11 protein-coding genes and 1 riboswitch are annotated in these 12,059 nt (G+C 64.2%); of the genes, 3 read left to right on the top strand and 8 right to left on the bottom strand.

Going from position 1 to position 12,059, the window contains the following annotated elements; all coding sequences use genetic code 11:
• Nucleotides 1–49 precede the first annotated feature (49 nt).
• The 4 genes from GM672_RS09510 to GM672_RS09525 all read right to left on the bottom strand — a co-directional run bounded on the left by GM672_RS09510 (nucleotide 50) and on the right by GM672_RS09525 (nucleotide 4,041).
• The gene (locus tag GM672_RS09510) at nucleotides 50–1,102 is read right to left on the bottom strand and encodes a CobW family GTP-binding protein (RefSeq protein ID WP_155470290.1); all 1,053 of its coding nucleotides are present in this window, start codon (nucleotides 1,100–1,102) and stop codon (nucleotides 50–52) included.
• A gap of 163 nt (nucleotides 1,103–1,265) precedes the next feature.
• A complete protein-coding gene (locus GM672_RS09515) occupies nucleotides 1,266–2,219 on the bottom strand; it encodes a tyrosine recombinase XerC (protein ID WP_155470291.1) in 954 nt (317 codons plus the stop codon).
• 1 nt (nucleotide 2,220) lies between these two features.
• Nucleotides 2,221–2,889, bottom strand: coding sequence for a DUF484 family protein (locus GM672_RS09520; RefSeq protein ID WP_155470292.1), 669 nt, complete (start codon nucleotides 2,887–2,889; stop codon nucleotides 2,221–2,223).
• 96 nt (nucleotides 2,890–2,985) lie between these two features.
• Nucleotides 2,986–4,041 carry a porin gene (locus GM672_RS09525; protein WP_155470293.1) on the bottom strand — a complete coding sequence of 352 codons (1,056 nt, stop codon included), beginning with the start codon at nucleotides 4,039–4,041 and terminating at the stop codon, nucleotides 2,986–2,988.
• 518 nt (nucleotides 4,042–4,559) lie between these two features.
• Here GM672_RS09525 and GM672_RS09530 point away from each other — a divergent pair.
• Nucleotides 4,560–5,867, top strand: coding sequence for a tetratricopeptide repeat protein (locus tag GM672_RS09530; RefSeq protein ID WP_155470294.1), 1,308 nt, complete (start codon nucleotides 4,560–4,562; stop codon nucleotides 5,865–5,867).
• 39 nt (nucleotides 5,868–5,906) lie between these two features.
• On the opposite strand, the gene dapF is transcribed toward GM672_RS09530, so the two are convergent.
• The 3 genes from dapF to GM672_RS09545 are packed head-to-tail and all read right to left on the bottom strand — an operon-like array spanning nucleotide 5,907 to nucleotide 8,514.
• Complete coding sequence (gene dapF / locus GM672_RS09535) at nucleotides 5,907–6,770, bottom strand: diaminopimelate epimerase (protein WP_155470295.1); 864 nt, start codon at nucleotides 6,768–6,770, stop codon at nucleotides 5,907–5,909.
• Nucleotides 6,767–7,663, bottom strand: coding sequence for an LpxL/LpxP family acyltransferase (locus tag GM672_RS09540; RefSeq protein ID WP_155470296.1), 897 nt, complete (start codon nucleotides 7,661–7,663; stop codon nucleotides 6,767–6,769). Before GM672_RS09540 ends, dapF begins: the two co-directional genes overlap by 4 nt.
• Nucleotides 7,660–8,514 carry a lysophospholipid acyltransferase family protein gene (locus tag GM672_RS09545; RefSeq protein ID WP_155470297.1) on the bottom strand — a complete coding sequence of 285 codons (855 nt, stop codon included), beginning with the start codon at nucleotides 8,512–8,514 and terminating at the stop codon, nucleotides 7,660–7,662. Before GM672_RS09545 ends, GM672_RS09540 begins: the two co-directional genes overlap by 4 nt.
• Before the next feature lie 190 nt (nucleotides 8,515–8,704).
• Between GM672_RS09545 and metK the strand changes: the two genes are divergently transcribed.
• Nucleotides 8,705–9,874 (top strand): methionine adenosyltransferase, encoded by a 1,170-nt coding sequence (metK, locus tag GM672_RS09550; protein ID WP_155470298.1) that lies wholly within the window; start codon nucleotides 8,705–8,707, stop codon nucleotides 9,872–9,874.
• Nucleotides 9,875–9,927: 53 nt separating this feature from the next.
• Here metK and GM672_RS09555 read toward each other — a convergent pair whose 3' ends face one another.
• Nucleotides 9,928–10,338: a hypothetical protein gene (locus tag GM672_RS09555; RefSeq protein ID WP_155470299.1), complete on the bottom strand. Its 411-nt coding sequence runs from the start codon at nucleotides 10,336–10,338 to the stop codon at nucleotides 9,928–9,930.
• Nucleotides 10,339–10,499: 161 nt separating this feature from the next.
• Nucleotides 10,500–10,594: riboswitch (S-adenosyl-L-homocysteine riboswitch) on the top strand.
• 25 nt (nucleotides 10,595–10,619) lie between these two features.
• On the opposite strand from GM672_RS09555, the gene ahcY reads away from it, so the two are divergent.
• A complete protein-coding gene (gene ahcY, locus GM672_RS09560; protein ID WP_155470300.1) occupies nucleotides 10,620–12,035 on the top strand; it encodes an adenosylhomocysteinase in 1,416 nt (471 codons plus the stop codon).
• The last annotated feature ends 24 nt before the right edge of the window (nucleotides 12,036–12,059 follow it).

Here is a 12,059-nt window from a genome sequence, read left to right on the forward strand (position 1 = left end):
TGGCCGCGCAGGCCGGGACCTGGCTCGGCCCCACAAAAACCGGGTTAGTTTATACCAAACATTGTTCCAGACCGCGAACAAAGATGTCTTTTGGCAGATTTTTACCAATAAACACCATTTTGCTGCCGCGGACGTCGTCTTCGGCCCATTTTGCACCCAGATCGCTGCCCATCAACTGGTGCACACCCTGGAAGACGACCTTGCGCTCGGCGCCCTGCATCCACAATACCCCTTTGTAGCGCAACATGCGAGGACCGTACACATTCACCAGGCCCCCCAGGAATTCATCGAGCTTGGCCGAGTCGAACGGCCGCTCGCTCTTGAACACGAACGCGGCGATCTCATCGGTGTGGTGGCCGTGATGGTGGTCATGGCTGTGGTCGTGGGCATGGCTGGGGTGATCGCAGTGTTCGCCGTGCTCATGATCGTGGTGCTCATGCTCGTCCGCGGCCAGGAAGTCCGGGTCGATTTCCAGCTTCTCGTTCAGGTTGAAGCCTTTCAGGTCCAGCACTTCCGTGATGGCCGCGTTACCGAAGTCCGAACGGCCGATGGGCGCGCGGGGATTGATGCGTTTCAGCCGCGCCGTCAGCGTGGCGACGGCTTCGGCGTCGACCAGGTCCGTCTTCGACAGCAGGATCTTGTCGGCGAACCCGACCTGGCGCTGCGCTTCCTCGTTGTCGTCCAGCTGGGCCATGGCGTGGCGGGCGTCCACCACGGTAACGATGGCGTCGAGCAGATAGTGACTGCCCACTTCGTCATCGACGAAGAAGGTCTGCGCCACCGGGCCCGGATTGGCCAGGCCCGTCGTTTCGATGACGACGCGATCGAACGCGATCTCGCCGGCCGCCCGCTTCTTCGCCAGGTCCGTCAGGCCGATGATCAGGTCACCGCGCACGGTGCAGCAGATACAGCCGTTGTTCATCTCGACGATCTGCTCGCGGCTTTCCTGGACGAGGATTTCGTTGTCGATGTTTTCCTGGCCGAATTCGTTCTCGATGACGGCAATCCGCATGCCGTGCTGTTCGCGCAGGATGCGGTTCAGCAGGGTGGTTTTGCCGGCGCCCAGGAAGCCGGTCAGGATGGTGGTGGGAATCAGTGCCATGTATGGTTTCAGCGAGTGGTCAGCGAGTGGTGTCAACGAGTGGTGTCAGCGCGTGATGTCAGCGCGCTTGCCGGTAAAACAATCGAACGATTATGCCGGAATTTCAACAACGCTGTCCAATGGGGACGATTGATCTGGATCAGGCCAGCCCTGGCGATCTGGCCTAGTCGATCTTGGCGCGCGGGTGGGCGCGGTCGTAGACCTGGGCCAGGTGCTGGAAGTCCAGCGCCGTGTATACCTGGGTCGACGTGATGCTGGCATGGCCCAGCATTTCCTGCACGGCCCGCAGGTCGCCGGACGACTGCAGCACGTGCGAGGCGAACGAGTGGCGCAGCATATGCGGATGCACGTGCATGGGCGCGCCCGTTGCCAGCGCGTGGGCCTTCAGCCGCAACTGCACGACGCGGGGCGACACGCGGTTGCCCCGTTCGGACAGGAACAGGGCCAGGCTGCCGTCCGTGGCGGCGGGGCGCACCGCCAGCCAGCCTTTGATGGCGGCCAGCGCGGCCTTCCCGACCGGCACCCGGCGCATCTTGCTGCCCTTGCCCGTGACGACCACTTCGCCGTTGTCCTGCTCCAGCCAGCCGGTGGAGGCGGCCGTGCTGCCGTCGGCCTTCCGGTAGTGCACGTCCAGGCCGCACAGTTCGGACACGCGCAAGCCGCTGGAATACAGCAGCTCGAACATGGCGGTATTGCACAATTCGGCGGGGGTGGGGGCGGCCGCGGCCCGGCGCGCCGGCGTGGCGACCAGCTGCACGGCGTCGTCGACGGACAGGGCCTTCGGCAAGGCCTTGGTGCGGCGCGGGGCGCGCACGCCGGCGACCGGGTTGACGGCCAGCGCTGCATGGTCGGCCAGCCAGTCGAAAAAGCCGCGCCAGGCGGACAGCTTGCGGGCAATCGTGCGGCCGTCCTGGCCAGCCGCGTGCAGGCGGGCGGCATGGCGGCGGATGTCGTCCGTGCCGACCTGCGTCCAGTCGCGGTTGCCCGTCAGGCGCGCCAGCTCGGCGATGTCGCGGCCGTAGGCGGCCACCGTGTTGGCCGACAGCTTGCGCTGCGTAGCCAGGTGCACCAGCCAGGCCCCGGCGGGATGGTCGGGCGTGCTGTCCGCGCCCGCCATGTCAGTCCAGCAGGGGCGCCAGCGCCACGCTGGCCGTCTCGCCGATATGCACGAGGAAATCCGTGGCCATCAGCGATGTGAAGCGTTCCGGATCGGGCGAGCCCATGATCAACAGGCCGAAGGCGGGGCCGGTGCCGCCCTGGCGCAGCGCGGCGATGACGACGGACTTGATGGCGCCCGCGTCGTCCAGCCAGCGCACGGCCTCGAAGTCGTTGTTGCTGCCGCAGTAAGGCGCCACCAGGCTGTTGGCGAACAGGCGGGCATCGTCGGACACACCGGCGGCGAACCACTCGTCCGCGTATTCGGGCGCGACATTGAACAGGCGCACGGTGGCGGCCGGCACCTGGAAGCTCGTCTTCAGCCCTTCCGTCAGGGCGCGCGGCATGCCAGCCGGCGTGCGCTCGCGCAACAGGGCCTGGGTCCAGCCGTGGAAGCGGTTGGCGATGGCCTGGTTTTCCTGGGCCAGGCGGTTCAGGTCGGACAGGCGCAGCTCCAGCGCCTTGTACTTTTCCCGCATCACTTCCATCTGGCGTTCCTGCAGCGAGACGGCACGGCCCATCAGCGGGCTGGACAGCCGAACGTCGCCCAGCAGGCCGGCGTGCTCTTCGAAGAAATGGGGGTGGTCGGCCAGGTATTGGGCGACGGCGGCGGAATCCAGGGAAGCGGTCATTGTTGTCACATCAAATAAAGCCAATCCCCATTTTACCCGACAGGCAACAAAAAAGACGCCCGAAGGCGTCTCGATGTGCAGCAGTGAGTCCGCCACTCAGAAGTTGTGGTGGATACCCAGCGCGTAGTGGTTCTGGTCCACGGTGTTGCGGGCCGTGACGGTGAACGGCGTCTTCTTCTGCGCCAGGTCCACATACAGGTAGGTACGGGGCGACAGGCTGTATTCATAGCCGACGGACACCTGTTTCGTCTTCAGCACGCCGTCCGGGCTTTTCTGGCCGTAGCCGAACAGCCACTTGCCCGGGCCGACCGTGTAGTTGGCACCGATCACCCACGCATCCGTTTCCGGATTGACGAAGACGGTATGGCCCTGGTCCTGCTCCTGGTACGACGCCATCAGTTTCAGGGCCGTGGTGGGCTTGAACGAGGCGGCGACGGACCACAGCTTCGTTTCCACCCCATTGCGCTCGACGGCCGCCATCGCGGCGAACTTGCCCAGCGTGTAGGTGGCGCTGACGGAGTACGGGTTGGCGGACGCCTCCGAGTTGGCCGGATATTGCGGCGCCGTTGCCGTGCCACGACCGATGATGGCGGGGTTGCCGTTGGCTTCCTTGGTGGCGACGGTGGCGTTGACCTGGAAGCCGTTCCAGACGGGCGAGTTGTAGAACAGCGCGTTCGAGAAGCGGTTGGCCGAGTTGCCTGCCGCGCTCAGCGGATCGCTGGTATAGCCGGCCACTTGCAGGTTGGTCTGATAGCCGGCGACGGCAGGCAGGCCGTTCCATGGCTCGAAGGCAATGATGGATTCCTGGAACGCCGACAGGCCACGACCCAGCCGCACGGTACCGAAGCCGCCTTGCAGGCCGATCCGGCTCTGGCCCTGGAACAGGGGACGGCTGACGTTTTCCAATGTGCCCGTGTCCGGCTCGTAGCGGATTTCCAGCTGGAACAGGGCCTTCAGGCCGTTGCCCAGGTCTTCCACGCCGCGAAAGCCCAGCTTGTTGTTGTCGCGCTTGCCGATCTGGGTCGAATCGTTGGCCGTATGGGTGGTGCGGGACACACCGGCATCGATCGTGCCGTAAATCGTCACGGAAGATTGTGCAACTGCGCTGCCGAATGCACCCATCAGGGCCATCGCCACCAAGGATTTCTTCATTTGATTGTCCTTATTAAATAATTGGTCCAGGTATCCAGGGTCGGGGAGTGTGTCTCGAACACTCGACTTGCCTTGAACCTTAATGCGTAGTCACGTCGATTCCATTGCTTTGGTCGAGTATGAGCACGAATATTGGCCGAAAGAGAAGAAAACACAACAGGTTGTTGTATTTATGAAACGGTAGTAATACTGTTCATTCGCCGGTGTGGCTGTATGCATTTCCTTTCATTGGTAAGGTAGCCATGTACTTCGTGCCCAGGTGAGCCATGAGTTAGCGTAATCGCTTCACTCGACAGGTGGGTTTGCGCAAAATCAAATGCCGGGCATGCCCTGTACAGCTTGTCTTAGTAAAGCAACACAGCGATAGAAACAAGCGGATTGCAAGTAAATGTCGGCCCGTTGCGCGCAATTTGATCGGTATTGATTGCCGGTTGAGCGCTTCGACTTCAAGACAGATAAAAACAGAGACACTGCCCAACTCAGGACGGGTGGAAGCCTCGCCAACGACGAGGACCAATATGGCCAATCGTGAAGAGCTGGCGATTATTCGCAAGGCGCGGTCGGGAGACGCCGCGTGCCAGCTGGCATTGGGTAAACTTTATTTGGCAGGCGGCGCCGGTTTGCCGCAAAGCCTGCCCACGGCGCTGCACTGGTTGTCGCGCGCGGCGGGGCAGGGCCAAGCCGAGGCATGGCTGGCGATCGGGCACGCGATTCCCCACGCGGTGGCGGCGCCGTGCCGCGGCAGCGTACTGGCCGCCTATGTGAAGGCCAGCCAGGCCGGTGACGCCCGGGCGGCTGTGACCCTGGCCCAGCTGGTGCTGCAGGACCCGCCGTTGACGGAGCCCGCCTTGCGCGAGCAGGCGCTGCGTGCGGTCGAGGCGGTTGCGGCCACGGGCGATGCGCAGGCCGCCTTGCTGGTGGACCGGCTGGTGCCGGCGCTGCCCGCGGCGCCGGTAGCCGTTCCCATCCAGCCGCCGAGGGAACGCTGCAGCAAACCGGTGCCAGGCGAAGCGGCCCACCCCCTGCACGAGCTGGCGGCTGCCGGCGACCGGGATGCCCAGCTGGCGCTGGGCCTGCAACTGGCACGGATGGACCGGCTGGGCCGCCGCGTCGCGCCCGGGACGGGCATCGTCAGTTTCAAGCATGCCGTGCGCTGGCTGACCCAGGCGGGCGAGCAGGGCCTGGCCGAGGCGTGGTTCGCGCTGGCGCGGCTGTACCTGAAAGCAGAATTCTCCTTGCGGTGTGCCGCCACGGCCCAGGCCTGCCTGGAACGGGCCGCCGAGCTGGGCCATGGCGCTGCCCAGCTGGAGTGCGGCACCCAGGCCTGGCGCCAGCGCCGCGACGATGCGGATAACGACGTGCGCGCTGCTTACTGGCTGCAAAAAGCGGCGGCCGGGGATTGCCGGCAGGCCCAGGCACTGCTGGACAAGGTGGCGCCGCCGGCCCGCGAGGCGGGTTGGGCCACGTCACTGTTGTCCATGCTGACGCGCGAACAAGTGGCCAGCCAGCCCTTGCTGGCAGTCCGGCTGGAACTGGCGCACCTGTTTCACCTGACCCGGGCGGAGGCATTGCTGCTGGATGTGAAGGCGGCCGATCGCGGCCATTGCCTGGTGGTGGATATCCGGGCGGCCTATGGCCGCAGCCGGCGCCGGCTGGTGCTGGTACGCACGGCCCGGCAGCGCCAGGCCCTGGACCGGGCCGCCCGCGTGTTCGAGCCCTTCGATTCCGGTCCTGCCGGCGCCGAAGGCAATTACCGGCGTCGGCTGTACCGTTTCAAGACGTGGTTGCAGCCGCTGGCGGAAGCGGCCGAGCTGCTGGCCGCCTGACGCCGGCGAGGATGCTTCTACTATCTTGTAAGCTGCGCCTTATAAGCTGATCTCGCCCTCGAACACCGTGACGGCGGGGCCCGTCAGGTAGACGGGCTGGCCTTCGCCGGCCCAGGCGATCGACAGCTGGCCGCCGCGCGCATCGACCCGCACGGGCGAATCGAGCAGGCCACGGCGGATGCCGGCCACGGCCGCGGCGCAGGCGCCCGTGCCGCAGGCCAGGGTTTCGCCCGCACCCCGCTCGAACACGCGCAGCCGGATATGGCGGCGGTCGACAATCTGCATGAAGCCGGCATTGACCCGGTTCGGGAAGTGGGCATGCTGCTCGATCAGCGGGCCCGTCAACTCCACGGGCGCCGTGTCGGCATCCGGTACCACCTGCACCGCATGGGGGTTGCCCATCGACAGTACCGACACGAGCACCGTTTCCTTCTCGCCTGCCAGTTCCAGCATCAAGGGCCACAGCGTGTCGCGGCCCTCCGGCTGGCCTTGCAGGCCTTCCGTGTCGAACGGCACCAGGGCGGGTTCCAGCACGGGCGCGCCCATGTCCACCGTCACGCTGCCATCGTCTTCCAGACGGGGGGAAATGATGCCGGCCATCGTTTCGACGGCGATGCTGCGCCGGTCCGTCAGGCCTTTTTCCGCGACGAACTTGGCAAAGGCGCGGGCGCCATTGCCGCATTGTTCCACCTCGCCGCCATCGTTATTGAAGATGCGGTAGCGGAAGTCGCAGCCGGGCATCGTCGATTTCTCCACGACCAGCATCTGGTCGGCACCCACGCCGAAGCGACGATCCGCCAGCGCCTGCCATTGGGCGGCGCTGAAGTCGATCTGCTGGTTGATGGCGTCGATCACAACGAAATCGTTGCCGGCGCCGTGCATCTTGGTGAATTTCAGTTTCATCGTTTGTTTGAGTAGAAAGACGGCTCGCCGTTCGGCCGCGTCTTGAAGCGCTTATGGGTCCAGAAATATTGCTCCGGAGCTTCGCGCACGCGCTCCTCGATAAAGGCGTTCATCCTGCGCGTGGCGGCAACCATGTCGTCGCCAGGGTAATTGTCCCACACCGGATAGAACTTGACGCGCCAACCGCGATAGCCGGGCAGGAAGGTGGCGATAACGGGCATCACCTGAGCCCCCGTGGTGGCCGCGATGCGCGCCGTAGCCGTCAAGGTCGCGGCCGGAACGCCGAAGAAGGGCACGAATTCGGCATCCTTCTCGCCGAAGTCCATGTCCGGCAGCATGAAGTAGGGCAGGCGGTCGCGCAGGGCCCGCAGGATCGGCTTGATACCGTCCTGGCGGGTAAACAGCTTTACGGGCTTGAAGCGGGCCCGGCCCGCGCGCAGCACGGCGTCGAAGTGGGTATTCTTCTGCTGCACATACATCGACGAGGCGGACGCTTCCATGGCAATCGACGCGCCGGCCACGTCCAGGCACACGAAGTGCGGGCACAGCAGGATGGTGGGCTTGTCCGTCATCGTGGCCACGGGAATCTGCCCGGGCGGCATGTCCGCGCTCGTCTCGATGACGATCAGCCGCCGCAGCCGCGCTTCCGAGGCCCACCACAGCACGGCGCGGTCGAACACGCTGCGCGAGTAGGCCTGGAAGTGACGCCGGGCCAGGGCGCGCCGTTCCGGCTCCGTCAGCTCTGGCAGGCACAGGCGCAGGTTGGTCAGCGCGATCTCTCGGCGCGGGCCCATGATAATGAAGAGCAGGCTGCCGACGGCGTCGCCGAAGCGTCCCAACACCGGCAGCGGCAGCCAATGCAGCAGCCACATGAATCCCAGCAGCACTTTCATGCGGCCTCCGTCGTGCCGGCAGGGGCAGCAACGCCCTTCGGCACCTTGTAGCGGTTGTAGCTCCAGTAATACTGGCTGGGATTGCGGGCAATCAGCCGTTCCATGGCCTCGTTGATGATGCGGGCCTGGGCGGCGTTGTCACCGACGAGGGGCTGGTCCAGCGGGAAAAAATGCAGCCGGTAGCCGCGTCCGCCGGGCAGGCGTTCGGCATAGGTGACGATGACGACGGCGTCGCCCAGCTGGGCCAGCTTGGCCGGCAAGGTCATCGTATAGGCCGGCCGGCCGAAGAATTCGGCCCAGACCCCTTCGCCTTCCTGCGGCACCTGGTCCGGCAGGATGCCGATCGGCTTGCCTTGACGCAAGAATTTTGCCAGCATGCGCACGCCGCCCATATTGGCCGGTGCCAGCAGCAGGTTCTTGCGCGCGCGGGCCCCTTCGATCAGGGGTTTCATGGCCGCCTGCTTGGGCGGCCGGTACATCACCATCAGTTCCGTCAGCAGGGCAACCGTCTGCGCCACGATCTCGAAGCAGCCCAGGTGCGGCGTCAGGAACATTACCCCGCGGCCCGCGTCGAGTGCCTGCTGGACGGGGCTGTAGTCGGCGATCACGGCGCAGCGCGCCACCCGCTCCGGCCGGGCACACCAGATGAAGGGCAGTTCCGCGATGGCCTTGCCCGCTTCCGCCACGGCTTGCGACAGATGGGCCCTGTATCCGGCGCGCGTCATGTTCTCGCGCATACGGCGGCGGTACGAGGGCGACAGCAGATAGACCAGCCAGCCCAGTGCGGAACCCAGCGCATGCAGCACGGGCAGGGGGAAAATGGAAAAAAAGCGGAAAATTCTCAACAACATCAAGCTCTCGAGGAGCAACACTCGCGTTGCTCCACCCAAAAATTTTTGAAGAAGCGTAAAATACCACGTAGTAGTAACCGCTGAGTTAACAGACAACTTGCGAAGCGGGATAAAAATATCGCTAAAGCGTCGCAAGCCATTCTGGTTGTTGCGACAGTGTTTAAACTTCAACCACACCCAGGAGCTTGCGATGTCCTCGAACGATTACCTTTTCACCTCCGAGTCCGTGTCGGAAGGTCACCCCGACAAAGTCGCGGACCAGATTTCCGACGCCATCCTCGATGCGATCCTGGCACAGGACCCGAAAGCCCGCGTTGCCGCCGAAACCCTGTGCAACACGGGCCTGGTTGTGCTGGCCGGTGAAATCACCACCCACGCCAACGTCGACTATATCCAGGTCGCGCGCGAGACCATCAAGCGCATCGGCTACGACAACACGGAATATGGCATCGACTACAAGGGCTGCGCCGTGCTCGTCGCCTACGACAAGCAGTCGCCCGATATCGCCCAGGGCGTCGACGAAGGTGCCGGCCTGGACCTGGACCAGGGTGCCGGCGACCAGGGCCTGATGTTCGGCTACGCCTGCGATGAGACGCCGGAACTGATGCCTGCCGCCATTTATTACGCGCACCGCCTTGTCGAGCGCCAGTCGCAGCTGCGCAAGGACGGCCGCCTGCCATGGCTGCGTCCGGATGCGAAGTCGCAGGTCACCCTGCGCTACGTCAACGGCAAGCCTGTTGCCGTCGACACCGTCGTGCTGTCCACCCAGCACGCGCCCGAGATGCTGCACAAGCAGATCGAGGAAGCCGTCATCGAGGAAATCATCCGTCCCGTGCTGCCGAAGGAATGGCTGAACGGCACCAAGTACCTCGTCAACCCGACCGGCCGCTTCGTCATCGGCGGTCCGCAGGGCGACTGCGGCCTGACGGGTCGCAAGATCATCGTCGACACCTACGGCGGCGCGGCCCCCCACGGTGGCGGTGCCTTCTCCGGCAAGGACCCGAGCAAGGTCGACCGTTCGGCGGCCTATGCGGCCCGCTACGTCGCCAAGAACATCGTCGCCGCCGGTCTGGCCCGCCAGTGCCAGGTGCAGGTGTCGTACGCCATCGGCGTGGCACGCCCGATCAATATCACCGTCTACACGGAAGGCACGGGCGTCATTTCGGACGAGAAGATCGCCGAGCTGGTGCATGAGTACTTCGACCTGCGTCCGAAAGGCATCGTGCTGATGCTGGACCTGCTGCGTCCGATCTACCAGAAGACGGCAGCTTACGGCCACTTCGGCCGCGAAGAGCCCGAGTTCTCGTGGGAACGCACGGACAAGGCAGCCGCCCTGCGCGCCGCCGCCGGCCTCTCCTAAGCCGCTGCAACATTGCTTGAAAATGGGGACAGACCCCATTTTTCAAGCAACATTCAATTGCCAGGATCCGGGGACTTGCCGCATCCTGGCAATTTTCGTTTGATCGCCGGCAGGCTCTGTATGATCGCCCCCTTGTCGTCCAGGAAGTTCAGCTGCGGCTTACCCTCAGGCGTGACGAGCATCATGATTTTCGGCCTGCCCTTGGCGTCCGCCAGGATCACGGCCGACGACTGACCCCGCGTGCGGCCAACGAACAGCCGCTGGACCTGCTCGCCGCCGGCCTGCTGCCATTTCAACTTCAGCGCTTCCTTTTCCGGCCCGGGCGCGGCCGCCTGGTAGGCGTCCCACACGGCCCCGTAATCCTTGTACAGGCCCCGGTCGAAGACGTTCAGGCCGGTTTCCATGGCGCCGCCACCCTCATAGTGGCTCAGCGCCACCTGCTGGTCGCCACCGAAGCGGTCCATCGAGAAATGCATGCCCGCCTTCGGGCGGCCTTTGTCGTCCAGCTTGCCGTCAAAGATCAGGCCACCAACCTCGTCGCCCAGTGAACGAAGTTAGTGAAAATGCAATGCACGCGCCAATCAGCTGGCTGCGCTTTTGCCGTCACATCGTGCTAGAATGCCCGTTCTCCGAGGAGCGTTGCGACGGGTTTCACCAACCCGCCAGGCTCGGGGTGGTTCCGCGAATTTCGGCGAACTTCTGCAACCGCGCTCACGTCACTTTTTTCTCACTGAAAGGAGGCGTGATGAACGCCGTATTGAAAAACTCCCAAGATTACATCATTGCCGACATTGGCCTGGCCGCCTGGGGCGAAAAAGAAATCAAGATCGCCGAAACGGAAATGCCCGGCCTGATGGCCATCCAGGAAGAGTTCGCCGCCGCGCAACCCCTGAAGGGCGCCCGCATCACCGGCTCGCTGCACATGACGATCCAGACCGCCGTGCTGATCCGCACGCTGGAAGCCCTGGGCGCACAAGTGCGCTGGGCATCGTGCAATATCTACTCGACGCAGGACCACGCCGCCGCCGCCATCGCCGCAGCCGGCACGCCCGTGTTCGCCATCAAGGGCGAAACCCTGGACGAGTACTGGGACTACACCCACCGCATCTTCGAATGGCCCGGCGAAGGCGTCTACTCGAACATGATCCTGGATGACGGCGGCGATGCCACCCTGCTGCTGCACCTGGGCGCCCGCGCCGAGAAGGATATTTCCGTGCTGGACAACCCAGGCTCGGAAGAAGAAATCTGCCTGTTCAACGCCATCAAGGCCCGCCTGGCCAAGGATGCCACGTGGTATTCGAAGCGCCTGCCGGAAATCCTGGGCGTGACGGAAGAAACCACCACCGGCGTGCATCGCCTGTACCAGATGCACAAGGAAGGCAAGCTGGCCTTCCCGGCGATTAACGTCAACGATTCCGTCACGAAGTCGAAGTTCGACAACCTGTACGGCTGCCGCGAATCGCTGGTCGACGGCATCAAGCGCGCCACCGACGTCATGATCGCCGGCAAGATCGCCGTTATCGCCGGTTATGGTGACGTGGGCAAGGGCTCGGCCCAGGCCATGCGTGCCCTGTCGGCCCAGGTGTGGGTCACGGAAATCGACCCGATCTGCGCCCTGCAGGCCGCGATGGAAGGCTACCGCGTCGTCACGATGGACTACGCCGCCGAACACGGCGACATCTTCGTCACCTGCACCGGCAACTACCATATCCTCACCGAAGCGCATATGCTGAAGATGAAGGACCAGGCCATCGTCTGCAATATCGGTCACTTCGACAACGAGATCGACGTCGCGTCGTTGAAGAAATACCAGTGGGACAATATCAAGCCGCAGGTCGACCACGTCATCTTCCCTGATGGCAAGCGCATCATCCTGCTGGCCGAAGGCCGCCTGGTCAACCTGGGCTGCGGCACGGGTCACCCGTCGTACGTGATGAGCTCGTCGTTCGCCAACCAGACCATCGCCCAGATCGAGCTGTTCGTGAACACGAAGCAGTACCCGGTCGGCGTCTACACGCTGCCGAAGCACCTGGACGAGAAAGTGGCGCGCCTGCAGCTGAAAAAGCTGAACGCACAGCTGACGGAATTGACGGCCGAGCAGGCCGCCTACATCAACGTCAAGGTCGAAGGCCCGTACAAGCCCGAACACTACCGCTATTAATCACTCCGAAGGCCGGCGCGAGCC

Origin of the sequence: Pseudoduganella buxea, assembly GCF_009720835.1 — a bacterium.
Lineage (GTDB): Bacteria > Pseudomonadota > Gammaproteobacteria > Burkholderiales > Burkholderiaceae_D > Rugamonas > Rugamonas buxea.